Raw genomic sequence first — 24,503 nt, 5'->3', positions numbered from 1 at the left:
TTTTAACGCGCGTAAAGTTTTTATTGACGCCGCGACAATTTAGAAACTACTCTCCTTGCATGGCATCCAAGCTCAGGGAGGACAGGGATGTATTTAAAGAACGCACTTCGTGCGGCGACTGCATTGACTTTCGTCGCTACGGCAGCAGCCCATGCGCAATCCATCACCATCGCAACCGTGAACAACGGCGATATGATCCGGATGCAGGGCTATACCGACAAATTCACCGAGGCGACCGGTATTGACGTTGAGTGGGTGACGCTGGAGGAAAACGTGCTGCGCCAGCGCGTAACCACCGACATTACCACCAAGGGCGGTACGTTCGACATCATGACCATCGGCATGTACGAAACGCCGATCTGGGGCGCGAATGGCTGGCTGGTGCCACTGGATGGTCTGTCCGAAGAATACGACGTTGGCGACATTCTGCCTGCGATGGCAGGTGGCTTGAGCCATGACGGAACGCTATTCGCAGCGCCGTTCTATGGTGAAAGCTCGATGATCATGTACCGCACCGACCTTATGGAAAAGGCGGGCATGGAAATGCCTGAGGCCCCGTCTTGGCAATTCATTAAAGAGGCCGCCGCTGCGATGACTGACCGCGACGCCGACATCAACGGCATTTGCCTTCGCGGCAAAGCTGGTTGGGGTGAAGGTGGGGCGTTCATAACGGCGATGTCGAATTCATTCGGCGCCCGCTGGTTCGACGAAGAATGGAAGCCCCAGTTCGATCAGCCCGAATGGGCAGATACGCTGAATTTCTATGTTGAAATGATGACCGAATCTGGTCCTGCCGGCTACGCCACCAATGGGTTCAACGAAAACCTGTCGCTGTTCCAGCAAGGCAAGTGTGGAATGTGGATCGACGCTACTGTTGCAGCTTCGTTCGTTACTAACCCAGACGACTCCACGGTCGCAGATCACGTAGGGTTTGCGCTTGCACCTGACACTGGACTGGGCAAAAGGTCCAACTGGCTTTGGGCGTGGGCACTGGCTATTCCTGCCGGTACACAGCAAGAAGACGCAGCCAAGCAATTCATCGAATGGGCGACTTCAAAGGACTACATTGAGCTGGTCGCAGAAAGCGAAGGATGGGCAAACGTACCTCCGGGCGCACGTACGTCTCTGTACGAGAATCCAGAGTACCAAAAGGTTCCGTTCGCCAAGATGACGCTGGATTCGATCCTGTCAGCTGATCCTAACAACCCGACGGTGAAACCGGTCCCTTATGTTGGCATCCAGTTTGCAGCAATTCCGGAATTTGCAGGCATTGCCACGCAGGTAAGCCAGGAATTCTCGGCGGTCTACGCCGGACAACAAACGGTTGAGGAAGCGTTAGAGAAAGCGCAGGCCCTAACAGCCGAAGAAATGGAAGCCGCAGGGTACTGACGCCTTCCTACTACGGGCGGGCATTGATCTGCCCCCCCGTTCACCCTTCCACAATTCGCGTTTTTCTCGCAGGCTGGCTTGTGCCTGAACAGAGAGGGTTTGCGTCATGGCAACTCAACATTCCCGATCCGTCGCGCGCCTGATGATGGCACCCGCAGTGGTCCTGCTACTTGGCTGGATGCTCGTGCCGCTGACGATGACGCTGTATTTTTCCTTCAAAAAATATCTTCCGCTACGCGGCGGTGATCTGGGCTGGGTCGGGTTCGACAACTATGTCCGATTTGTCTCATCAAGTTCGTTCTGGCCAGCTGTTCAGGCAACCCTGATGATCGTGGGTGGCGTGTTGGTCATCACGGTAGTGTTGGGAATTCTGTTGGCGATGCTGCTGGACCAACCGATGTGGGGGCAAGGCGTTGTTCGTATCCTTGTGATCGCGCCGTTCTTTGTCATGCCTACCGTGTCAGCGCTGGTCTGGAAGAACATGTTCATGGACCCGGTCAATGGCTTGCTTGCCCATCTGTGGCGCTTTTTCGGGGCCGAGCCGATCTCGTGGCTGTCAGAGGCGTCCATGACATCGATTATCATGATCGTCTCTTGGCAGTGGCTTCCGTTCGCGACGCTGATCCTGCTAACCGCAATCCAGTCTCTGGACAGTGAACAGTTGGAGGCTGCTGAAATGGACGGCGCGCCGGTGCTGAAACGTTTCTATCACATCGTCCTGCCGCATCTGAGCCGCGCGATCACCATTGTGATCCTCATCCAGACGATCTTTCTGCTGTCGATCTTCGCCGAAATCTTCGTGACCACCGGCGGCGCATTCGGCACCCGTACACTCACCTACCTGATCTTCCAGCGTGTGTTGGAAAGCCAGAACGTTGGCCTCGGATCAGCCGGAGGTGTCTACGCCATCATCCTTGCCAATATCGTTGCGATCTTCCTGATGCGCATCGTTGGCAAAAATCTGGACGCGTGAGGAGGTAAGAATATGGCCCGCACCGTCACAACCCGCCGAAAATCACTCAATACTGTCCTGGCATGGGCCGTTGGTTTGTTGATCTTCTTCCCGATCCTCTGGACGATCCTGACCAGTTTCAAGACTGAAGCGCAGGCAATCGCCAGCCCACCTTTGTTTCTGAACTTCAATTGGACGCTTGAGAATTATGCCATCGTGCAGGAACGCTCGGACTACATGCGGTTCTTGTGGAACTCGGTCATCATCGCGGGCGGCTCGACCATACTGGGTGTGATCATCGCAGTGCCCGCCGCTTGGGCGATGGCGTTTGTGCCATCCAAACGCACCAAGGACATCCTGCTTTGGATGCTGTCCACTAAGATGCTGCCAGCGGTTGGTGTTCTCTATCCGATCTACCTGCTGTTCATCCGTCTGGGTCTGCTGGATACGCGTGGAGGGCTGGTCGTCGTGCTAATGCTGATCAACCTGCCGATCATCGTCTGGATGCTTTACACCTATTTCCGCGAAATCCCCGGGGAAATCCTGGAAGCCGCACGTATGGATGGCGCGACGCTGAAAGAGGAAATCCTATATGTCCTGACGCCCATGGCCATCCCTGGGATTGCTTCGACTGTGCTGCTGAACTTCATCCTGGCGTGGAACGAGGCGTTCTGGACCCTCAACCTAACCGCCGTCGACGCCGCTCCTCTCACGGCCTTCATCGCCAGCTACTCCAGCCCCGAGGGCCTGTTCTTTGCCAAGCTCAGCGCAGCCTCGACCATGGCAATCGCACCAATCCTGATCCTTGGCTGGTTCAGCCAGAAACAACTTGTCCGCGGCCTGACCTTCGGCGCTGTGAAATAAGGAACACGACACATGGGACGTATACAACTCAAGTCCGTGACCAAAAGCTTCGGCGACGTTGAGGTCATTCCCCCGCTGGACCTGACCATCGAGGATGGTGAGTTCACCGTTTTCGTCGGCCCCTCGGGTTGCGGTAAATCCACCCTTCTGCGTCTGATCGCGGGGTTGGAAGACATCACCTCGGGCCACATTGAAATTGACGGAACGGACGCGACCGACGTGCCACCCGCCAAACGTGGGTTGGCGATGGTTTTCCAGTCATACGCGCTTTACCCGCACATGACCGTACGCAAGAACATCGCTTTTCCCCTGCGTATGGCGAAACTGGATCAGGCCGAGATCGACAAGCGTGTCGAAGGGGCGGCAAGTGTGCTAAACCTGACCGACTACCTGGATCGACGTCCGGGTCAGCTGTCCGGCGGGCAGCGTCAGCGAGTTGCCATTGGCCGGGCGATCGTCCGCGAACCCGCTGCATTCCTTTTCGATGAACCTCTTTCGAATCTGGATGCAGCGTTGCGCGTTGGCATGCGGCTGGAAATCAGCGAATTGCACGAACGTTTGGCGACCACGATGATTTATGTCACCCACGATCAGGTCGAAGCCATGACCATGGCAGACAAGATCGTGGTGCTTCAGGCAGGCGTAATCGAGCAGGTCGGCAGTCCGCTGGAGCTGTACCGAACGCCCCGCAACTTGTTTGTCGCGGGGTTCATCGGCTCACCCAAGATGAACTTCATCGAAGGACCCGAGGCCGCGAAACACGGTGCCCAAACCATCGGAATCCGACCTGAACACATTGCGGTTTCGGAAACCGAAGGTGAGTGGTCCGGGGTTGTCAGTGTCTCGGAACACCTCGGCTCGGACACCTTTTTCCATGTTCATGAAACGGGTCTGGCTGAGACAATCACCGTTCGTGCAGACGGCGAGGTTGGCTTCCGCCACGGTGACCGAATCCATCTGACACCACGCCAGGATGTCATCCACCGGTTTGACGCGAAAGGCTTGAGGATCGAATGACACGCCTGGCAGGCAAAACCGCCCTGATCACCGGGGCCGCGAGAGGCATCGGACTGGCTTTTGCGAAAGCTTACGTGGCAGAGGGTGCGCGTGTCGCCATCGCCGACATCGACATCCAACGCGCTCAGGATGCAGCGGCCGAGATTGGCGAGGCAGCACTCGCCGTCAAGATGGATGTCACCAACCAGCAGAGTATAGATGATGCCGTCGCGAAAACAGCTGCGCGTCTCGGCCCCATCGACATTCTGATCAACAACGCTGCCATCTTCACTGCAGCACCAATTGTTGAGATCGAGCGCGCGGACTTCAACCGAGTATTTGACATCAACGTTGCCGGCGCACTGTTCACGATGCAAGCCGTAGCGCGCCACATGATTGAAAACGGAATCAAGGGCCGGATCATAAACATGGCGTCGCAGGCCGGGCGCAGGGGCGAACCTCTGGTCGCCGTGTACTGTGCCAGCAAGGCCGCAATCATATCCCTGACGCAATCGGCGGGGCTGAATTTGATCTCATACGGGATCAACGTGAACGCAATTGCTCCGGGCGTTGTTGACGGCGAGCACTGGGATGGGGTTGATGCGTTTTTCGCAAAGCATGAAGGCAAACCGCTGGGCCAGAAGAAACGCGAAGTGGCTGCAGCCGTGCCCTATGGCCGGATGGGCAGCGCCGAAGATTTGACCGGAATGGCAGTATTCCTCGCTTCTGACGAAGCCAAATACATCGTCGCACAAACCTACAATGTCGACGGCGGAAACTGGATGAGCTGATGGACCCTGTGGCGAATGCAAAACTTCCGATGCGGTTGACCCAAGATAGCCTTTCAGAGCTGCCAGAGACCGTGAAAATCCCGGTGTATGATCGATCGAAACTAACGCCGGGCATAATCCACATTGGTTTGGGCAATTTTCATCGCGCGCATCAGGCCTGGTATCTTCATCAACTGATGCAGCGGGGTCAGGCCAATGACTGGGCGATCATCGGGGCCGGTGTGCGAAGCTATGACGCTGACATGCGAGAACGTTTGCTGGCGCAGGATTGCCTTACAACGCTGATTGAGCTGGACCCAAAAGGAATGTCCGCCAAGGTGATTGGTCCGATGATTGACTATCTGCCGATCGAGGAAGACAACGCCGCGCTTATCGAGGCTATGGCCGATCCTGCTATTCGCATTGTGTCTCTGACTGTAACTGAAGGTGGATACTATCTTGATGCCAACACTGGCGCATTTAACGCGGATCACGCGGATATTCGGCACGATGCCGAAAACCCGAACTGGCCGCGCACAGCTTTCGGTGCATTGGTGGCAGCATTAAAACAACGGCGCCAGAATGGTTTGAAACCCTTTACCGCGCTCAGCTGCGATAATCTTCAGGGTAACGGTGCAATTCTGAAAACCTGCATTGTTGGACTGGCGCACTTGTCCGATCCGGAGCTGGCGGACTGGATTGATCAAAACGGCGCATTCCCGAACTCGATGGTGGATTGCATTGTGCCCGCAACGACCGAGCAGGTCATATCGCAATGCCGAGAACTTGGTATCGATGATCGCGCGCCGGTCTCGCACGAAAATTTCCGCCAATGGGTGATCGAGGATGACTTCTGCGCAGGCCGGCCGCCACTCGAACAGGTCGGGGCTACGCTGACGCACGATGTTCACAGTTATGAAGCGATGAAACTGCGCATTTTGAATGGAGGCCACCAACTTCTGGCAAATGTCGGGGAAATTCTGAACGTGCCAACAATCGCAGACTGCATGCAAGACCCAGAAATCGTGGCGTTCTTCAGAAAAGTTCAGACAGAAGAAATTCTGCCTCATGTCGAGGCTGTCCCCGGCACCACGGCATCTGAATATCTTGAAATGGTTGAGAGGCGCTTTGCGAACACCGCTATCCGCGACACAACACGACGCGTAGCCTTTGACGGATCTTCACGACACCCGGGTTTCTTGCTGCCGTCACTGCGCGATGCGCTTGCATCGGGATCTTCGCTGACTGGGTTGGCTCTGGCCGAGGCGTTCTGGTGCCGGATGTGCGCAGGCGTTCGTGAAGACGGCTCAGAAATTGCTCCAAACGACCCCCATTGGGCGAACTTGCAAAAAACCGCTCTGGCTTCCAGGGGCGAACCAAGGTTGTGGATCGAACAAAGCCAGTTTTTTGGTGACTCAGGCCGCGATCCGCGGTTCGTAAACGTGTTTACTGCCTGGTTGAGCGCGATTTGGCAACGTGGGTGCCGGGTGGCGATGGCTGACTATCTCGCCCTGGAGGCAAAACCATTCTAGTGTCGCTGAGCCATGCGCAATAGAATCCAGAAAAAACTTAGGTTTTGCCAACAGCAAATTTAGCGAAGCCCACCAAAAGTCTTGAAATTCGCAAGCAATGCAATTTGTGCAAATGCGCCTTTCCACGTCCTATGAATTCGTGGTTCCAGATTTGTAAAATAGTGCGTGGGCGGCTGGCATTTGCGCCGTGCGGTAGCGCCGAGATTAATACGGGACCGACGGATTTTCGTGCGCACCTGCGCGCACCGAAAAGCTCCGGGTCTCCCTGAACTCACATTGAAGGGCTCTTGCGGGTTGCATCTGTTTGGGCGGTGACTGGCGTCGGACCTCAGAGGTCCGCTTAGGTTTTCGTAAGCCGGTTCAGATACTGAAAAAACGCTGCAAACTACTTCGTTGCGCCAAGCAACTCACTTGCTTTTTCGCCTATCATGATCGCCGGGGCATTGGTGTTGCCGCTGACGATTTCCGGCATGATTGAACAATCGGCGACACGAAGACCCTCGATACCCCGGACCTTTAAGTTTGGATCGACAACAGAGCTTTCCGAGGTGCCCATCGCGCAGGTTCCTGTCGGGTGATAGATTGAGACGGAATTTGAGCGCGCCCAGTCCAGAGTGCCATTGTAGTCATCGCGAGATAGATCGGCGGTTGGCCGGAACTCTTCCGAGATCTTTGACGCCAAAGGATTATGCCGGGCAATGTCGCGTGCGATGTTCACGCCGTCTACAATCGTTCGGCAATCTGTTTCAGTGGACAGGTAGTTGGGAATGATTTTGACGTAACTGGCGGGATCAGGGCCGTCCAGTTGCAGCTCTCCGCGGCTTTCCGGCCGCAGCTGACAGACTGACATTGTGAAGGCAGAAAACGGGTGTACGCCCTCACCGGGACTGTCGGCAGACCAAGGCTGAACGTGAAATTGAATGTCAGGTGTTTGAACCTCAGGGCGGGTTTTCAGAAACCCGGTGGCCAGGCTGGCCGCCATGGTCATCGGCCCTGCACGAAACAGTGCATATTTCAGCGCGATGCGCGCCTGATTGAACAGGCTGCGCACTTCGTCATTCAGCGTCGGTTCGTTGCACTTGAAGACAAGGCGTGCCTGCAAGTGATCTTGAAGCCCTTTGCCGACGCCGGGCAGCGAATGAACGGGTTCAACCCCGTTGGCCTTCAGATGATCCGGGTCCCCGATCCCTGACAACATCATTATCTGAGGTGAGTTGATGGCGCCTCCGGACAAGATGATTTCGCGCCGCACCTTTATGGACTTAACCTCACCGGAGCGGTCGCGATAAAGAAGTCCGGTTGCCTTTTTGCCGTCAAGTTCGACCTTGGTCACCAACGCATGGGTGATGATGTTCAGGTTCGGCCTTTTTTTGACTGGCTTTAGGTAGGCAACGGCGGCACTGCAGCGACGCCCGTTCCGAGTGGTCAACTGGAAATAGCCAACGCCTTCCTGATCGGCCCCGTTGTAATCCGGATTAAACGGGTAACCCGCTTCTTGGGCGGCAGCGACCCATGCATCGCAGATTGGTCGTTGAATACGCATGTTGGATACTGACAGCGGGCCGCCTGTACCGTGAAACGCGTCCTCGCCGCGCTCCTGATCCTCGCTGCGCTTAAAAAGGGGTAAGACGTCGTCCCATCCCCAACCAACGTTGCCCATCTGACGCCAGCGGTCGTAGTCCTCTTTCTGACCGCGAACATACAGAAGCCCGTTCAACGAGGATGATCCCCCAAGAACCTTTCCGCGCGGCCAGTCAATCGAGCGCCCGTTCAAACCTGGATCTGGTTCCGTGCGGTAACACCAGTCCAACGACGGGTTGTGCATAGTTTTGAAGTATCCAACCGGTATGTGAATCCACGGGTTGGTATCGGGTCCGCCGGCTTCCAACAATGCAACGGTCGTGCCTGGGTCAGCGCTCAGGCGGTTGGCAATGACACAGCCCGAAGATCCTGCCCCGACAACTGCATAATCCACCTCCATGACGGTCTCCTCCCAAGGTCACTGAAAAAAAGTCTATGCAAATTGCCGGAACTATACTAGCATTTTTTGATACAAAACGTCTCAATAATTGCGATCAGGGAGGTAAGCAATGGAGATCGGTAAGAAACTAAGTGGCATTTCACGGCGGGATTTTTTCCGCGTAGCCGGGCGTTATGGCATGAGTTCAACGCTGCTGGCGGCAGGTGGATTTGGCGGTGCGATGAGTTTAGCCAATTTGGCGCAAGCGGCTGAATCAACTTATGAAAAACGGTTTTCGAAAGAACCCAAACATACGCTGAAATTCGGTGCTTCGGGTTTCAACACGCGCAACCTGCTGATCGAACGGGCAGGGGCCATCGAGTTCGCGAGGGATCTGGAAGAACGTACAGATGGTGAGATTCGGATCGAGTTCATCGGCGATAACCAGATCTGCGGACAGTTAAGTTGCGTTGAGAAGACTCAGCAGGGGATTGTCGACATCTATGCGGCGTCGACACAGAACTCTGCGGGCGGCGCGCCTTATCTGAATGTGCTGGATTATGCCTATATGTTCCCCAGCCGGGCTGCGCAGTATCATTTCTTTTATAGCCCCGACAGCCAGCGCATCTTGCGTGAACCGCTTGAAAAACGTCACGGGTTGAAGTTCCTGTTCACACACTGCGAACTACGCGGCTTGCAGATGGGTTCGACCTTCGCTGACAAGCCGACAGTCACCAAGCTGGAAGAACTGTTCGGGACAAAGAACCGTGTGACGGGGACGCAGCTTGGCCGGATCGCCATGCAGCTGCTGAACCTGAATCCCGTGCCGGTGGCATGGGAAGAAACACTGGACGCACTGAAGACCGGCCTGATCGACGGAGCGGAAACCTGGGCATCAGCCGTTGCCTACGCAAACATGGCTCCGGTCGTCTCGCAATCCGTCAATCTCAAATTCTTCTGCGGCACAGAGCATACGTCAATGTCGGCCAAAGTGTTTGACGGTCTTGGCGGTGAACTTCAGGACGCAGTAATGGAATCGTCCTATTTCACGCAGGCCCTTATTCAGGGTGCAAACGAAGCTGCATTGCTGAACACGGTTGGTTTCTCGGAACCACAGCTGCCCAACACCATCTTTGCGGAAAACGGTGTACGTGCAGCATTCTTGCCGGACGATCAAATCAAACTGGCCGAGGAAATGTGTGCGCCGAACTTTAATCCTGAACCCTGGGCGCAGTGGCGCGAGCGGCTGAACAAATGGGCTGGTGGCATCGACACCTATCAGGAAATCTACGACATCGCGCGGCAGATCCCGGCAGACACACTGCCCGAAAACGTTGAGCCCCGCCGTTGGTGGAAAGGCGCGGCCTGATCTAACATTTCGAACCGGCCCCTCGCGGGCCGGTTTCTCTAAGCACCGACTGGGAGGACGGGGTTCATGTCACTATGGGCAGATATCGGGGCGATATTCAGCGCCTTGCTCACTCGCGATTCATTCGAAATCCAATCCGCATTGGAATCTGACGCCGCCTGGGTTGTGGGCACTGTTGCCGCCGCGCTCGGCGGTTTTCTTGTAATGCTGATCTATCGCAAAGTGCCCTTTGTTGAACGCCACTTCGAACGGTCGATCATGGTCTATTCCTACCTTGCCATTGCGCTGATCATCTTTTGGGGTGTGATTGACCGCTTTGTCTTTAACGACCAGGAACCCTGGTCCACCACCATTCCTCCGCTTCTGTTCATGATAATGGCCTGGTTTGGTGCGTCCTATAATGTCCGCCTGCGCACGCATCTAAGTTTCAGCGAGTTTCGCACCGCGATGCCACGCGGCGGTCAACTGGCCTGTCTGTTTCTGGATGCCATTTTGTGGTTCGTCTTTGCAGTAATCGTCATTGTGACCACAACACGCCTCGTTGCGCTGTCAGCCTCGAACTTTCAGATCGTCCTTGGGACAGACAACATCATGCAATGGTGGTTTCTGTTGGCCGCGCCAGTGTCTTTCTTTCTGATGGTTGGCCGTGTGTTTCAAAACCTTGCTGACGACTTGCACAACTGGAAAACCGGAGAGCCGCTGATCAAGCAGGCCGTGATAGGGGCAGACTGATGACAGACGGAACTTTAGTTACACTTATTTCGCTGGGCGTGACGTTTCTGTTCATGTTGGGCGTGCCGGTGCTGTTGGTCATCGGATACTGGGTCATCGGATGCTCATTCGTTTTGGGCTTGACGCTCGACAACATGGGCGCGGAATTGCTGAACGTCTTCAACAAGGGTTTTGCCCTGCTGGCGATGCCGCTGTTCATCCTGACAGGTGACCTGATCAACAAGTCGGGCATCGCACGAAGACTGAGCGATTTCGCATATTCCTGTCTGGGCTGGATACGTGGCGGTCTGGCGATGGCATCGCTTGGCGCGTGCGGTCTGTTTGCTGCAATTTCAGGATCAAACTCGGCCACGACCGCAACGATCGGTTCGATGCTGCATCCAGAAATGGTCAAAGGCGGCTATGACGAACGCTTCAGCGCGGCCACCGCGGCGGCGGGTGGTACGGTCGGGATCATCATCCCCCCATCAATCATCTTCATCGTCTACGGGTTCCTGATGAACCTTCCCATCTCCGAGCTGTTTGTCGCCGGTATCCTGCCAGGCGCGCTGATGGTCTTTGGCATGCAGTTTGCATGCTGGATCATTTGCCGGATCAACGGCTGGGGCCACCTGATACCGCTGCAACTGAACCGGATCCTAAAAACTGCCTTCGGCGCCTGGCTTGGGTTTTTTGCCATCGGGCTTGTGCTTTGGGGCATTTATACTGGCAAATTCTCCCCCACCGAGGCTGCGGGCGTCACAGTTGGCTTCTGTGTGATCGCCGGATTGGTCAGTTATCCGATCAACAGAATAATGGGTGCGCGCGACGATGTTTCACCCACCGAAAAGAGCTTTGCTGAAATGTTCGTCGTAGAAGGATTTACGATCCCTGAGATACCTTCGATCGTGATCCGTTCGGCCCAGATCACCGGCATTCTGGCCCCTCTGATTGCGATCTCGGTTGTTATGCAACAGATCTTGTCTTTGCTTGGCGCACAACAAACGATCGGAGATTTCGTGACCTCGATGGGTGGGTATTACGCGGTACTGTTCACATCGATGGTCATTGTCTTTTTCTCAGGCATGGTTCTGGAAAGCTTACCGGTGACGATCATCCTTGCGCCGATCCTCGCACCGATTGCTGCGTCCGTAGGGGTCGACCCGATCCATTTTTCGGTGATTTTCCTTGTGGGTGCCTCGATTGGGTTCATCACGCCGCCATATGGTCTGAACCTCTATGTTGCGTCAGGTGTGACAGGTGTGCCGTACTTCCGGCTGCTGCGCTACACCGTTCCGTACCTTGTGGCTCTGCTCTCTGTATGGATTTTGGTTTCTCTGGTGCCTGATCTGGCCTTGATACTTCTGCCAAACAACTAGAGTTTAGCGGAATGGCAAACGCAGATACACGAGAGAAAGAAACCCAAATCCCGACGAACCTGCGTTTGCTATTTCTCCTTGAAGAGGTTGCAAGGCGCGGTGTCGCAGTCAAACCGTCAGACCTGATAGAATCATTGGGTCTGGCAAAACCAACGGTCCATCGGTTGCTTCAAACGGCTGAGGCCGAAGGGTTCCTTCAACGAGACCTCGATGGCCGGTCGTATGGACCCGGACCACGGTTGCGAGAGCTTTCAGTAAACACGGTGTCATCAGAGCACCTTCGAACGGCTCGTCTCGCAATCCTCCGGGGCGTCGCCGACGAAATTGGCGAAACCTGCAACCTCGCCATCCCGGACCGGGAAGGAATGATCTATCTGGACCGGGTAGAAACGGAATGGCCCCTGAGGATTCAATTGCCGATTGGCACTCAGGTTCCGTTTCATTGCACTGCCAGCGGAAAGATGTACCTATCCACGCTTCGTCAAAACACGCTGGATGGGTTTCTTTCCGCCCGTAAGCTTAACCCGAACACCCAAAAAACAATAACTGACCCAGAAGCATTGCGCGCCGAGATCTTGGGTATCGCCCAAAAAGGATACTCAACGGACGACGAGGAATTCATGCCCGGGATGACCGCGATAGCTGTCCCCGTCCTGGATATGAACAATCGTCTTGTGGCAACACTGTCTGTTCACGCGCCAACCCAGCGCCACGAAATGCGGAGTTTGGAGCAATTCCTAGCGCTATTGCAGTTTGGAGCAACCAAACTATCGGGATTGCTTTCGTCATAGAAAAGCGTCGGGATGTTGTCTGTCTGTCGATCCCAAGCCAAACTGAATGTTTGCAGTCTCATAGCCCAGCATCAAGACAATCCCTGAAACCGTCTCTATCGAAAGCGGTTCTTTGGTCCAGCCAATCCGTACATAGCTGACAATCTGGCGAAACTGCAAACCCTCACCCTCAAGTTTGCGTCGAAGCGCACGGATCGCAATATCCAACGAGCGGGCTATCGCATCAATGGAAGCGTCGTTTCGATGGAATTGATGTCTGACAAGTGCGGAAACCTGCCGCCAATGGTTCGGGTCGGGTTTATTTGTCTCTCGGGCACGGATGTGTTCGGATAGTTCGGCACTCTGATTTTTGTGAATGAAACTTCTTAAACACTGCATTTGAGGACAAGAAAGTCCGGCAGTTGTTCTTCAATGCGGCGAAAGGGCGGTTCCTCTTGATGGATCGAACCGCTACGATTGCCAGCGAGGCAACAAGCAGGATATCGCAATGCGCAGCGCAAAAGTACTACCCCTGGCGGCACTCTTAATGGCCGCGATTGTAAACACGGAATCTGCAGCCGCTGCCTCGCTTGGACAGTATGAAGTTTTTGGCGTTGAAGATGGTGACATGCTGAAAATGCGTGCCGGGCCGGGAACAGGTTTTAACGTGATTGTTGGTCTTCCAAATGGAACCGCCTTACGCGTTCACACTTGCGAGCAGACCGGTGGAACCCGTTGGTGTCGCGTTTCCTTGAAACGTGCGCGAGGGCTAAAGGGATACGTCTCTTGGGCATATTTGCGAAAGAAATGATACAACGGTGGTTGGCGTCGTCGCTATTTCAACGCTTGTTAAATGCAGATGGGAAACGCTACTTCGTTTGTGTTTCCGCCATTTTGGCGAAGTTTTCGCATTCTGGCGAGCGAGGAAGAGCGTTGACCGAAGGGCAGGTGGCTCCCGCCTGACTGCGTAACAGTGTACGAAACTGCCCGTGGCAATTCAGTTATTTCCGGACCGTTCTGTCGGCAGGAAACCGAGGGTTCTGGCCATTTTGTGTGCGTGTTATGTCCACATCTTCATGCGGATTGTCGGCTTCGATTTGGGTTGCCAATACCCCGGCAGTTTACAAGTCAAATTGACGAGATGGCTATCTGTGTCACTTTTTGAAAGCCGGTGCCTGAAGGCCACCGACAGTTACAAACCGACTGTAGTGGTCGGCTATACGGACGCTGTTGGATCCTCGGGCTATAATCAGGATCTGGGGCAAAGGCGTGCGAGTACGGTCGCACGAGCCCTTGTCGAAGTCGGAGTTTCCGTCGATCAGATTGGAGATATCTCGAGCCGCGGCAAGACTGACCTTCTGATAGCCGTCACGACAGCAGAGCGTCGCAATCGCCGCGTTACAGTCGGTCTGGCAGACATACTGGCGGCCTGTCGCAGTTATCGGGACTTTGCGCTGTCAGAAAGCGCCGTTGGGGACGAACTGCAGACTGATCTGACGGCTCGTTTGCAAGTCGCCGTTGCTCAATATGACCAACTGACAAATTCCGGTCGAAACGGTCCCGCATTTCAGATGGCGGGTGCCGCGCGCGAAGATTGCGGCAAAGCCATTGGTCTTGATGCAGGATCTATCCGAAAGATCGAGTATGCCAAACGGTGTTTCTGTAGTTCGGCGCGGTTGGACGCAGCTCTGGCGCAGTAGTTTGGTTTTTCAAAGAAGAACTGCGCACCCGCGTGCACCAGACGTTTGCAGGAACGGGATTTGCTCTGGTTCACCGAAAGATGTCTTCCAGCCAAGCTTCAAAACGCTGTTTGGCCGCCGCATCTGCTTTTGAGTTTTGCCCCGCAACCAAATAGTGGCTTTGTTCTATTGGGACAGCTTCACCAACAATGGCGACCTTTCTTCCGGTCTCAATGGCGGTCTTGGCAAACTTCTCGATAACGATCGCATTGCCGCCACCTGCGGCAACGATGTCCACAGCGGCAATCGTCGTGTCGACCACAAAAGTTGATGCGTATTGGGTTTGCTGAACCCCGACTGCGGAAAAATAACGTTCCCACATTTGCTGGAATCCCAGAATGTGAATTAGTGGCCGCTGCTGCAGAGTTTCGGTGGAAGGGCGTTTATCCCCAGATACCTTTGGGGCTATCGGGACGATACTTTCATCGGATAACTTCCGAACAGGGAAGTCATTCCATTCGCCGCTGCCTACCCGCAATTCGACATCGACATTTTCGCGACCTGCGGATTCAGCCCAAATGTTCGAGACCAGCTTTATGGTAATATCGGGATGCACACGTAAGAACTCGGGCAGCCTGTGAGCAAGAAACAAGGTTGCCGTAGATATTGGCGCGCGCACGACCAGCTCGTTCGTCTGGTTTGATCCGAATAGACTGATCGTTGACAGATCGATATCTCTCAGGGCTTGCCGCACAGAAAAAGCATAAGCCTGCCCAACTTCGGTCAGGCTCAGGTTGCGTGCGGCGCGATAGAACAAGGGGCAGCCAAGTTGCGCCTCCAATGAGCGGACATGAAGGCTGAGCGCCGATTGAGTGATACCCAACTCGGCCGCGGCCGTCGTAAAGCTGAGATGCCGCGCGGCGCATTCAAATGATCGAAGCCAAATAGGGTTAGGAGATTGCGGCATTCTTAGCACCGAAAATTTTCGCCGATACGTGTCACTTTTATTCGTTTTACACAATGCCATCAACGTCTGTAGCTTTTTCAATGAAACTTCATTGCCGATCATCAGGCGGGAAATGAAACAGGGAGATGTGCGCATGAAAGTTGGCTTCATTGGTCTTGGAAACGTTGGTGGGAAACTCAGCGGCAGTTTGCTGCGTAACGGCATTGATCTGACGGTTCATGACCTCAACGCTGAGCTTGTGGATGATTTCGTCTCGCGCGGGGCAACCCGTGGGGAAAGCCCGGCGCAGCTGATGCGCGATTGCGATGCCGTTATTACCTGTCTGCCATCGCCTGTCGCCTCGGACGCTGTCATGCAGCAGATGCTGCCCGAGGTGAAAGAGGGCAAGATCTGGATGGAGATGTCCACCACCGATGAGGCCGAGGTCAAACGCCTGGGTGCAATGGTGATGGACGCAGGCGGTGCAGCCGTGGATTGCCCGGTTTCGGGCGGATGCCACCGTGCGGCGACGGGCAATATCTCGATCTTTGCGGGGTGCGACCGTGCCACGTTTGACCGCATAGCGCCGTTTCTGAAAACCATGGGTCGGCGCATTCTGCACACGGGCGATCTGGGATCGGCTTCAGTTCTCAAGGTTGTGACGAACTATCTGGCGACCGCCAATCTTGTCACCTGCTGCGAAGCGCTGGTCACCGCCAAAGCAGCCGGTATGGACCTGAACACGACCTATGAAGCGATGAAAATCAGCTCTGGCACGTCATTCGTACATGAAACCGAAAGCCAAGTGATCCTGAACGGCAGCCGGGACATTTCCTTTACCATGGACTTAGTCAAAAAGGATGCCGGTCTGTTCCAGCAGGTGGCCGACCGCCACAACGTGCCACTGGAAATCTCGCCTATGCTGGTGCAGATTTTCGAGGACGGCATCGAGCGCTATGGCGAGCGCTGCTTTTCGCCCAACATCATCAAACGCTTGGAAGAGGCGACCGGCCTGGAAATTCTCGCTCCGGGTTTTCCGCCGGAAATGATGGATGATGAGCCGGAAGAACCTGGTTACGAGGTGATCCCGCAGGGGGCAGAACTCTAGGCGGCTGAATAAAACGGCGAGGCTGTTTTGAAACGGATCTACACATTTGTGGGCACCCGGCGACGCGCAACTTGACTGTGGCGGATATAAAGGCGGGCAAAAGCAAGCGTAAATTAGCGCAAACAACTGCCGTGAACCGCACCGAAACTGCCGCGGCTCAGGCCGCACGGCGGACGAAGCACTGCAATTGGCCGAGGATTTGCGTCGGCCTTAAGACGCTGGTGCTTGTGCGGTCGAATTGGAATGCGTTGCCGCCCATCTCGTAAATACCCGTACGAGCCGCCTCCGGCCTCATCCTGATCAAAAAAGGTACATTTCTTCAGGAATGGCAACCTCGTGGCGACCGCTGATACGACCGCAAAAAAAGTCGCCCATGCTGCCGAGGAACCCAGCCCCATGAGCAGCGAATGGCATTGGCACCCGGGACTTCCGGCAAAGCATGCACCCTATTGGCACTGGCCCCAAAACCTGGCGTGATAGGCAAATGGATCTGGCAGAACTAGCTGCAATTCTCGGACCGTTCGATCTTTCTTGCGCTGGCATTTCTGGTGGCATTCTGGATGCAGCCTGTCGGGGCTGATCAGGCGACATTCTCGCTTGGCTGGATGTCATCCGTGTTCATTCGCATCTGGGTTTTGTTGCTGATCGCCGCTGGCGGGCTGCATACGTGGTTCTACGGCATAGACGGGCAAGGCAAACTGCTGAAATACGATCCCCGACCTTATATGAAGCGCAAGAATGCGCTGTATAAGTACGGCTATCAGGCCTGGGACAACATGTAATACGCGATGGTCTTTGGTGCGCCGATCCTGTCGTTGTTCGAGTGTTTCCTGCGCTGGATGTACGCGAACGACTATATCGGCACGCTCAGCTTTGCTGTGCAACCTGTGTGGTTCATTTTGCTGTTCCCGATACTGGCGCTTTGGCAGAGCTTTCACTTTTACGTCGTTCACCTGTTTCTGCATCAGCCATTCATTTACCGGCACGTCCACGCCGTGCATCACCGCAACGTCAACACCGGGCCCTGGTCGGGCATGTCGATGCATCCGGTCGAATCCTTTGGATATCTCAGCGCTATTCTGGTCGTGCTGATCTTACCCAGCCACCCCGTTCACATGATTTTCCTCGGCTACTGGTTGATGCTGGGCGCGGCTTCTTAGCATTCGGGATATGAGGTGATTTGGGCGCGTGATCGTCAGGCCTTGCTGATCGGCGCATTTTTTCACCAGCTTCATCATCGATTTTACGAGTGCAATTACGGCAACGCGGAAATGCCCTGGAACAAGTGGTCCGGAACCGTAAGCGTGAAATGCACGCTTGCGGCAGATAACCAAAGCTCCAAATACTGAAGTTCGTTTGCAATGCGTTGATCGGATTGGGCTCACTTTCGGGAATTTCCGTCGAGAAGATATCGCTGAAATAAGGCTGAAGAACTTGCTTCTATTCAAAGCGATAGAACCGTTTTGCGGTGCCGTGGAACACTTCGCTCTGGTTTGAGGTCGGGATCAGTTCTTGGTGCCGGCGAACGACCTCTTGGTAGGTTGAACTTAGGCTATCGACCGGAAAATTCGATCCGAACATGCAGCGTTCTGCGCCAAACTGTGACAGGCAGGTTGAGACGATTGGTGAGACGCTTTCAGCGCTCCAGTTGTGTTCAAACATTCCGAGGCCGGACAGTTTGCAATAGGCTTGGGGCTGATTTGATAACGCCTTTAACGCATCTGCCCATTTCTGCAAACCTAGTAATGTTCGATCGTGGGGGGACCCTGCGTGGCAAAGAGCGATCGGGGTTTCCGGAGCTTGAGACAGTACATCTGCGGTCATATCCATCAACTCGGGCAGTAGTTGAAGGTCGAAAGACAGGCCGCGTGTGCCCAGTTGTTTCAGTCCGGCCAAAAACTTTGGGTTATGAAGCAACGCGTTCGTGCCGGTGATCGAGTCTTCACCCGGTGCACGACCGATGATCTGACGCACGCCGCGTACAGACTGTAGCGTTTGCAGGCGGTCTAGTTGCGCGTCCAGATCGTCTGCTGTCAGATCGCAGAAGGCGACTTGCACCAAGGGCCAGTCCGGGAACTGGTCGGCCACTGATTGAACCCATTGCGCCTCGGCCCACGGGTCGGCTGCGCCAACCTGAATGTGCACCGACGCCTTGAAACCCTGAGCTTCGGCATCTGCGCGAAATTCCGGCAGTAAATAGTTCCGTTGAATCGGGGTGGGATCACCGAAAAAGCGCGGGACGCCTTTTTCCATGAGCCATGGATAGGTCACGGCGGACAGGTCCCACAGATGGTGATGCGCATCTATCCTCATGGCGTTTCGACCTGTGTGGTTCGGGCCAGAATGTCGACACCTTGCCCATTCCAGAAGTGCAGCAAGTCGATGAAGATCCAGTTTTCCGCCAGTTTGTCACCCGCGCGGCGATAAATATCGATCACTCTGAATTCTCCGGATTTCCCGGTGGCAGGCATTCCCATGAACCCGCCAGAAGGAGTGGCCACAAAGTTGGGCCAGCCAAAGAAGCCGCCATAGTTCCCCTCGGCCAAGCGACAGACATGACTGGTTGTTGATCGGTCTGTAAACGCGGCGCGGAACGGGCCGGAGTGCTGCTTGGCATAGCGTTCAATGGTGTAGGTTGCGCCGATTCCTTCCGGTCCCCACCAGATCATGTCCTGATGCCACGTGCGGGCCAACTCATCTTCCAGCGACAACCCGCTATCCCATTGGCCAAGATCCGAGATCATCGCGTTGATAAGCGCCAGCGTCTTTTGACCCTCTTCAGCAGGTTGCTCGTTTAGTAACAGGCCATCATGGGGCTTTGGTCCGGGTTGAACCAAATGCGCTGCTGTTTGCGGAGGGAATGGGTTCTGTCCTGCCTGCACCATCAGGTGTGGTATGTCGAAGTACATCGCCGTTTCGATAATCCTGCCACCAGCGACTCTGTGGAATGCGCAGTAGCGCAAGAATGCCAGTTTGCCAGTTGGGCGAATCCCCAGCCACGGCTTGTCGAGCAACCCCATCAAATGCCCCATGGTAACGACCCAGACGTCCACCTCACCACTTAGCGAGTTTTGCCCTGCAAACAGGATATCTACACGGTTCTGCATGCATGTCAGGCTGCTCTTTAGGGGCTGCCAAAACTGCCGGGCAACCTGCTCGGCACCATTGATTTCGTTGAATGGGTGAAAGCCGCGCCACTTCAGTTCGGGGTCGCAATAGTGGCTTATTACTGCCGGTGTTTCTTGTACTGTCGCGGAGTCCAATGCGGAATGAAACGCAGAGACAAGTTCTTTTTCTGTCTGAAAGGTCACGATATTTGCCATTGTGATCAAGGTTTTACGAGAGGCGCTGGGCCAGTTTGAGTCGGGTATTTGCAATAGTTTTGCATACGTATGCAAAAAAGTCTTGCCTGATTTAGTATATGCGAATTACAGTTTTGCAAGCGTATGCAAAATGATTCCTTGCAGGGGGCACCATGGCAGAAATTCAATTGCGGAATGTCGGCAAGCGATGGGGCTCATTCGTTGGGGTCCACAATTTCGACCTTACGATCGCGGATCGCGAGTTTCTGGTGCTGCTCGGCCCTTCAGGCTGCGGCAAGACCACCACAATGCGTATGATCGCTGGTCTTGAGGATGTGACCGAGGGTGAAATCCTGGTCGATGGCAATGTGGTCAACGATCTGGAGCCTAAGGACCGCGACGTGGCGATGGTGTTCCAGAGCTACGCGCTTTATCCCAACATGAATGTCTACGAAAACATCCGCTTTCCGTTGAAAGTACGTGGGATCGACCCGTCGACCCATGACGAGAAAGTGCGCCGCGCCAGCGCGATGGTCGAGCTGGACGACTTCCTGCATCGTAAGCCCGCAGAATTGTCGGGCGGTCAGAGACAGCGTGTGGCGCTGGCCCGTGCAATTGTTCGCGAACCCAACGTGTTCCTGATGGACGAGCCTCTGTCGAACCTGGATGCCAAGCTGCGGGTTTCTACCCGGGCGCAGATTAAGAACCTGAGCCATGAGCTGGCCGTCACCACCATCTACGTGACCCATGACCAGATTGAGGCCATGACCTTGGCCGACCGCGTTGTGGTGATGAAACAGGGCGTGGTCCAGCAGGTCGGTAGTCCGACCGAGATCTATGACCGCCCTGCGAATACTTTCGTGGCCAGTTTCATCGGCTCGCCTGCAATGAATTTGATGGAAGGCGACGTTTCGGGCGGTGTCTTCCGCGCGGAATATGTCGAAATACCAGTGGATGCTCCGGACGGCCCAATGACACTGGGCTTCCGCGCAGAAGATGCCAGCCTTGCCGAAGGGCAGGGCCAGATCACCGCACCGATTTATACGCTGGAATTGCTGGGCGACGCGACCATGATCTCGGTTCGGGTCGGCGGTGCACTGGTATCGGTCAAAGCCGATAAAGCCTTCCGCGCCGAGATTGGCGAGACGGTCTCGTTCTCGGTGCCAAAAGAAATCTGTCACCTCTTTGAAGCTGAAAGCGGTGCGCGGATTGGGGAACAACCCCACGAACAGCCCAAACGGGCTTAACACCGGTCCGGACGTCGACGACGGACCGATCCTGACAGGGAGAAACGCATGAAACTCAAGACGATCCTTATGGCAGGTGCCATGTCCATCGCCGCCACCGGTGCATGGGCGGAATGCGCCTTCGAAAACGACGTGCCACTGAAGTCGCTGTCCGCCGGGTTTGAAGCCTGGAAAGCGGTCACCGATGCGATGGCGGAATGCGGCAACTTCAGCGCTTCGCTGGACCAGGAATTCCGCGAAAAGCAACCTGAGGCATTTGCCGCTGATCCGGCGCTCTATCAGATCGGCGGTGTTTCGAACGCAACTCTGGTGCCTTTGCTCAACGCCGGTACGATCCGTCCGCTGGACGATCTGGTTGAGAAGTACGGTCAGGATTTGCTGCCCAATCAGTTGATCAAAGTCGATGGCAAGACCATGGCGATTGCGATGATGGTGAATGCGCAGCACCTGATGTATCGCGACGATGTTCTGGCCGAACTGGGCATTGAAGAACCCAAAACATATGGCGATGTTCTTTCCGCGGCTGCCAAGATCAAAGAAGCCGGCGTCATGGAATATCCCATTGGTGGCACGTTCAAGACCGGTTGGAATCTCGGCCAGGAATTCGTCAACATGTATCTTGGCGAAGGCGGCTCGTTCTTTGGTGACGGCAACATGCCTGCCATCAATAACGAGCAAGGCGTAGCGGCGCTGGAAACCCTGAAAGCCATGACCGAGTATATGGACCCAGAATATCTGGTTTCCGACTCGACATATGTTCAGCAGCAGTTCCAGCAGGGCAAGATCGCGATGGCGAACCTTTGGGCCAGCCGTGCCGCTGCGATGAACGATGAGGCCGAAAGCCAGGTCGTTGGCAAAGTGACCATGGCCGCGGCTCCAATGGGATCGGCGGTTCCGGCGACCACAATCTGGTGGGACGGTATCGTTCTGGCTTCGAACATGAGCGACGAAGAAGCGGATGCTGCCTTCCGCGTCGCACTTGAGGGCATGGACACCGATACGGTCACTGCGAACAACGATGTCGCCGTATGGCTTAGCACGGCCTATTCGGCAGGTCCTTTGGCTGCAGGTGCTGCAGCGTCCGCTGAAGGCGGTGCCAAGGCTTACCCGGCTTCCGGTCCTATGGGCATCATGCACACCTCTTTGGGTAACGGACTGGCCGACTACCTGACCGGTGCCAAAGACGCGCAGACGACTCTGGCCGATATCGAGGCAGACTACGTCACTGCCGCGAAAGAAGCGGGTCTGATCAGCAACTGATCCTCCCTTGGGAGGGCTATGGCCCTCCCATCCCTTTATCTCGAGAACCATTAGAAAGGCAGAGCCATGAATTTCCGGACATTTGCCGCTTTTGTCGGTCCCTCTGTCTTTATGATGCTTCTCTTCATCGCGTTCCCGCTGGTCAGCGTGTTCAAGCAGAGCTTCTATGTCACCCAGCCGATCTATGAGACGGTTGAAAAAGAAACCTGTACCCCAGGTTTCCTGACCCAGACCTGTGTGACCGAAAACGTGTCGCAACCAAAGATGGATGAGCATGGTGAGATCATTACGCAAACCCAGTACGTAGGGTTGCAAAGCTATCGCAATGTTCTGGAACCTGACCGCGCATGGCGCGCTATAAGTGACGGCAGCTGGCATGTGCTGTCGACGATCAATTTCTGGAAGGCCCTGCGGTTCACGCTGACGTTTACTTTGATCACGCTACCGCTGGTGGTCGGTTGCGGGCTTGGGATTGCCATTCTGATAAACAATGCCGCGCGTTCTATCCGCGGCCCGGTGATATTCGTCTCTCTGCTGCCTTTTATCATCACTCCGGTGATCGGAGTTCTGTCAATCAATTGGCTGTTCCGTGGAGACGGTATCCTGACCGCGATGATGGAGTGGTGGCTAAACCGCGATATCGCTCTGTTTGCCCAGGCCTGGACTATCGAAATTCTGATGATGATCTACCGTGTCTGGCATGTGGCTCCGTTCGCGGCCATAATCTTTTACGCCGGTCTGCAAACGGTTAATCAAGACAGTTTGGAAAGCGCGGTTATTGACGGCGCGACCCGCTGGCAGCGGCTGAAATACATCGTCATTCCGCATTTGATGCCGCTTATCATATTTGTATCGATGATCCACCTGATGGACAGCTACCGCGTGTTCGAAGAAATCGTTGGCTTCTCAAGCCAAGGCTATGTGATCTCGCTACAGTGGTTGACGTTTGACTACCTGACGCCGGATCAGGCGGGTAACCGGTCGATCAGCCGTGCCTCCGCCAACTCGATGCTGACCATGATTGGCGTTGTCATCCTTCTTATCCTTCCGCTGCGCCGCACATGGCGCGACCATAAAGGAGGTCACTGATATGTCCTCGCGTGCGCTTCGCCAGCCTTTTGGCCTGCGGCTGACTTCAAACATCTTCCTTGCGCTGTGGTGCCTGATCGCGGCCTTCCCGATCTTCTGGATCGTGGTGATGAGCTTCAAGTCGCCAGTAGATGCCTTCGATAGCAACGCGTTGAACGTGATCTTCGGTCCGGCCACTCTTGGCGTTGGCAAGGGTCTGTCGCTGCTGGACATCATTCTGGGCATCGCGGTGATTTGGGCGACGATTGTGATTTCCACAAAAACACTCCCATCGATGGTGAAGTCTTACACGAAGCCCGAGCAAGAATGGTTTGGCTGGGTGATCGGTGTCCTGGTTGTTCTTGTTGGCTTTCTGCTTGCGTTTTTTGTCGTCCTGCCTGCCGTTCTAAACGTGCTGAATCCGTGGTTCGGGCCCTTGGGTCGGGACGTACTTGGTCTGACCACCGAACACTACAAGACCGTCTGGATTGACCGGGGCTTTTCAAACAACTTCAAGAACTCCCTGATCGTGACAACAGGTGTGGTAACCGTGTCGCTGACCGTCGGCACGTTGGCGGGATATGGTCTGGCTCGGTCTGGATCGACTTTAGCTTTCTGGATCCTGATCGTCGCTTTGGTGTTTCGGGCCCTGCCGCATTCGGTGCTGGTGGCTGGTTATCTGCCGGTGTTCATCAACTCGGCCGAATGGCTGGCCCCGATCCTGGGTGAAAATGCACCGACACTTTACGGCAAGCCATTTGCGGTGATTGCTGTTCTGGTTGCGATCAATCAGCCATTCACGATCTGGATGCTGCGTTCGTTCTTTCAGAATATCCCGGCAGAGCTGGATGAGGCCGCCCGCGTTGATGGTTGCAGCCATTTTCAGGCCTTCCGCCGTGTGATCATGCCGGTAATGTGGCCTGGGGTGATCACCACAGGTCTGTTCAGTTTCCTGCTGGCTTATAACGACTTTCTAGTCACTGCACTGCTGCTGGATGCGCAGAACCAGACCATGGTTCCCGCCATTGTCGGCATGTTCAATCGTGAAACGACTACAACCGACCAAGTGGTCGCAGTTGCCGCCGCCGTGTCGATCACTGCACCGCTGATCTTCCTTGTTCTGATCTTCCAGCGCCAGATCGTCAGCGGTCTGACAGCCGGAGCAGTCAAAGGCTGATGAGCAGCAACTCGCGCCATAACG

The 24,503-nt window shown here is 55.1% G+C and carries 24 protein-coding genes; 19 read left to right on the top strand and 5 right to left on the bottom strand.

What is annotated here, in order from left to right; genetic code table 11:
- The first annotated feature begins 87 nt into the window (after positions 1 to 87).
- From GOW92_RS14760 to GOW92_RS14735, 6 genes are all read left to right on the top strand, one after another.
- On the top strand, positions 88 to 1,389 hold the full coding sequence (locus tag GOW92_RS14760; protein WP_170561344.1) for an ABC transporter substrate-binding protein: 1,302 nt from the start codon (positions 88 to 90) through the stop codon (positions 1,387 to 1,389).
- 106 nt (positions 1,390 to 1,495) lie between these two features.
- Positions 1,496 to 2,362 carry a carbohydrate ABC transporter permease gene (locus tag GOW92_RS14755; RefSeq protein WP_170435930.1) on the top strand — a complete coding sequence of 289 codons (867 nt, stop codon included), beginning with the start codon at positions 1,496 to 1,498 and terminating at the stop codon, positions 2,360 to 2,362.
- 12 nt (positions 2,363 to 2,374) lie between these two features.
- Positions 2,375 to 3,205, top strand: a complete 831-nt coding sequence (locus GOW92_RS14750; protein WP_170561343.1) for a carbohydrate ABC transporter permease — start codon at positions 2,375 to 2,377, stop codon at positions 3,203 to 3,205.
- Positions 3,206 to 3,217: 12 nt separating this feature from the next.
- Positions 3,218 to 4,222 carry an ABC transporter ATP-binding protein gene (locus GOW92_RS14745; protein WP_170561342.1) on the top strand — a complete coding sequence of 335 codons (1,005 nt, stop codon included), beginning with the start codon at positions 3,218 to 3,220 and terminating at the stop codon, positions 4,220 to 4,222.
- The gene (locus tag GOW92_RS14740) at positions 4,219 to 4,992 is read left to right on the top strand and encodes an L-iditol 2-dehydrogenase (RefSeq protein WP_170561341.1); all 774 of its coding nucleotides are present in this window, start codon (positions 4,219 to 4,221) and stop codon (positions 4,990 to 4,992) included. Before GOW92_RS14745 ends, GOW92_RS14740 begins: the two co-directional genes overlap by 4 nt.
- Positions 4,992 to 6,503: a mannitol dehydrogenase family protein gene (locus GOW92_RS14735; RefSeq protein WP_170561340.1), complete on the top strand. Its 1,512-nt coding sequence runs from the start codon at positions 4,992 to 4,994 to the stop codon at positions 6,501 to 6,503. Before GOW92_RS14740 ends, GOW92_RS14735 begins: the two co-directional genes overlap by 1 nt.
- 385 nt (positions 6,504 to 6,888) lie before the next feature.
- Here GOW92_RS14735 and GOW92_RS14730 read toward each other — a convergent pair whose 3' ends face one another.
- On the bottom strand, positions 6,889 to 8,484 hold the full coding sequence (locus GOW92_RS14730; RefSeq protein ID WP_170561339.1) for a GMC family oxidoreductase: 1,596 nt from the start codon (positions 8,482 to 8,484) through the stop codon (positions 6,889 to 6,891).
- Positions 8,485 to 8,593: 109 nt separating this feature from the next.
- Here GOW92_RS14730 and GOW92_RS14725 point away from each other — a divergent pair, with 109 nt between their 5' ends.
- From GOW92_RS14725 to GOW92_RS14710, 4 genes are all read left to right on the top strand, one after another.
- Complete coding sequence (locus tag GOW92_RS14725) at positions 8,594 to 9,832, top strand: TRAP transporter substrate-binding protein (RefSeq protein ID WP_170561338.1); 1,239 nt, start codon at positions 8,594 to 8,596, stop codon at positions 9,830 to 9,832.
- A 66-nt stretch (positions 9,833 to 9,898) separates the two neighbouring features.
- Positions 9,899 to 10,564 carry a TRAP transporter small permease gene (locus tag GOW92_RS14720; protein ID WP_170561337.1) on the top strand — a complete coding sequence of 222 codons (666 nt, stop codon included), beginning with the start codon at positions 9,899 to 9,901 and terminating at the stop codon, positions 10,562 to 10,564.
- The gene (locus tag GOW92_RS14715; RefSeq protein ID WP_170561336.1) at positions 10,564 to 11,922 is read left to right on the top strand and encodes a TRAP transporter large permease; all 1,359 of its coding nucleotides are present in this window, start codon (positions 10,564 to 10,566) and stop codon (positions 11,920 to 11,922) included. Before GOW92_RS14720 ends, GOW92_RS14715 begins: the two co-directional genes overlap by 1 nt.
- Before the next feature lie 11 nt (positions 11,923 to 11,933).
- A complete protein-coding gene (locus tag GOW92_RS14710) occupies positions 11,934 to 12,713 on the top strand; it encodes an IclR family transcriptional regulator (RefSeq protein ID WP_170561335.1) in 780 nt (259 codons plus the stop codon).
- Here GOW92_RS14710 and GOW92_RS14705 read toward each other — a convergent pair.
- Positions 12,708 to 12,920 (bottom strand): hypothetical protein, encoded by a 213-nt coding sequence (locus GOW92_RS14705; protein ID WP_170561334.1) that lies wholly within the window; start codon positions 12,918 to 12,920, stop codon positions 12,708 to 12,710. The two genes, GOW92_RS14710 and GOW92_RS14705, sit on opposite strands and share 6 nt — an antisense overlap.
- A gap of 319 nt (positions 12,921 to 13,239) precedes the next feature.
- Here GOW92_RS14705 and GOW92_RS14700 point away from each other — a divergent pair, with 319 nt between their 5' ends.
- A complete protein-coding gene (locus GOW92_RS14700) occupies positions 13,240 to 13,503 on the top strand; it encodes an SH3 domain-containing protein (protein ID WP_438826356.1) in 264 nt (87 codons plus the stop codon).
- 340 nt (positions 13,504 to 13,843) lie between these two features.
- On the top strand, positions 13,844 to 14,392 hold the full coding sequence (locus GOW92_RS14695; protein ID WP_368040288.1) for an OmpA family protein: 549 nt from the start codon (positions 13,844 to 13,846) through the stop codon (positions 14,390 to 14,392).
- Between the two features lie 70 nt (positions 14,393 to 14,462).
- Here the strand turns inward: GOW92_RS14695 and GOW92_RS14690 are convergent, their stop codons facing one another.
- The gene (locus GOW92_RS14690; RefSeq protein WP_170561331.1) at positions 14,463 to 15,338 is read right to left on the bottom strand and encodes a LysR family transcriptional regulator; all 876 of its coding nucleotides are present in this window, start codon (positions 15,336 to 15,338) and stop codon (positions 14,463 to 14,465) included.
- Between the two features lie 133 nt (positions 15,339 to 15,471).
- Between GOW92_RS14690 and GOW92_RS14685 the strand changes: the two genes are divergently transcribed.
- From GOW92_RS14685 to GOW92_RS14675, 3 genes are all read left to right on the top strand, one after another.
- Positions 15,472 to 16,425: an NAD(P)-dependent oxidoreductase gene (locus tag GOW92_RS14685; RefSeq protein WP_170561330.1), complete on the top strand. Its 954-nt coding sequence runs from the start codon at positions 15,472 to 15,474 to the stop codon at positions 16,423 to 16,425.
- Positions 16,426 to 16,973: 548 nt separating this feature from the next.
- The gene (locus GOW92_RS14680) at positions 16,974 to 17,207 is read left to right on the top strand and encodes a hypothetical protein (protein ID WP_170561329.1); all 234 of its coding nucleotides are present in this window, start codon (positions 16,974 to 16,976) and stop codon (positions 17,205 to 17,207) included.
- Between the two features lie 6 nt (positions 17,208 to 17,213).
- A complete protein-coding gene (locus GOW92_RS14675) occupies positions 17,214 to 17,585 on the top strand; it encodes a sterol desaturase family protein (RefSeq protein WP_170561328.1) in 372 nt (123 codons plus the stop codon).
- Between the two features lie 280 nt (positions 17,586 to 17,865).
- On the opposite strand, the gene GOW92_RS14670 is transcribed toward GOW92_RS14675, so the two are convergent.
- Both GOW92_RS14670 and GOW92_RS14665 read right to left on the bottom strand, forming a co-directional pair.
- The gene (locus GOW92_RS14670; protein ID WP_170561327.1) at positions 17,866 to 18,738 is read right to left on the bottom strand and encodes an amidohydrolase family protein; all 873 of its coding nucleotides are present in this window, start codon (positions 18,736 to 18,738) and stop codon (positions 17,866 to 17,868) included.
- Positions 18,735 to 19,739, bottom strand: coding sequence for an ester cyclase (locus tag GOW92_RS14665; protein WP_438826355.1), 1,005 nt, complete (start codon positions 19,737 to 19,739; stop codon positions 18,735 to 18,737). The genes GOW92_RS14670 and GOW92_RS14665 overlap by 4 nt, the downstream gene beginning before the upstream one ends.
- Before the next feature lie 161 nt (positions 19,740 to 19,900).
- Between GOW92_RS14665 and GOW92_RS14660 the strand changes: the two genes are divergently transcribed.
- The 4 genes from GOW92_RS14660 to GOW92_RS14645 all read left to right on the top strand — a co-directional run bounded on the left by GOW92_RS14660 (position 19,901) and on the right by GOW92_RS14645 (position 24,479).
- Complete coding sequence (locus tag GOW92_RS14660; protein ID WP_170561325.1) at positions 19,901 to 20,974, top strand: ABC transporter ATP-binding protein; 1,074 nt, start codon at positions 19,901 to 19,903, stop codon at positions 20,972 to 20,974.
- Between the two features lie 48 nt (positions 20,975 to 21,022).
- Entirely contained in the window at positions 21,023 to 22,234 is a 1,212-nt protein-coding gene (locus tag GOW92_RS14655) for an ABC transporter substrate-binding protein (RefSeq protein WP_170561324.1), read from the top strand.
- Between the two features lie 66 nt (positions 22,235 to 22,300).
- The gene (locus GOW92_RS14650; RefSeq protein ID WP_170561323.1) at positions 22,301 to 23,323 is read left to right on the top strand and encodes a carbohydrate ABC transporter permease; all 1,023 of its coding nucleotides are present in this window, start codon (positions 22,301 to 22,303) and stop codon (positions 23,321 to 23,323) included.
- Between the two features lies 1 nt (position 23,324).
- Positions 23,325 to 24,479, top strand: coding sequence for a carbohydrate ABC transporter permease (locus tag GOW92_RS14645; protein WP_170561322.1), 1,155 nt, complete (start codon positions 23,325 to 23,327; stop codon positions 24,477 to 24,479).
- Positions 24,480 to 24,503 lie beyond the last annotated feature (24 nt).

The sequence above is a fragment of the Ruegeria atlantica genome (assembly GCF_013032505.1).
GTDB lineage: Bacteria > Pseudomonadota > Alphaproteobacteria > Rhodobacterales > Rhodobacteraceae > Ruegeria > Ruegeria atlantica_F.
This window is presented reverse-complemented; position numbering and strand designations above follow the sequence as displayed.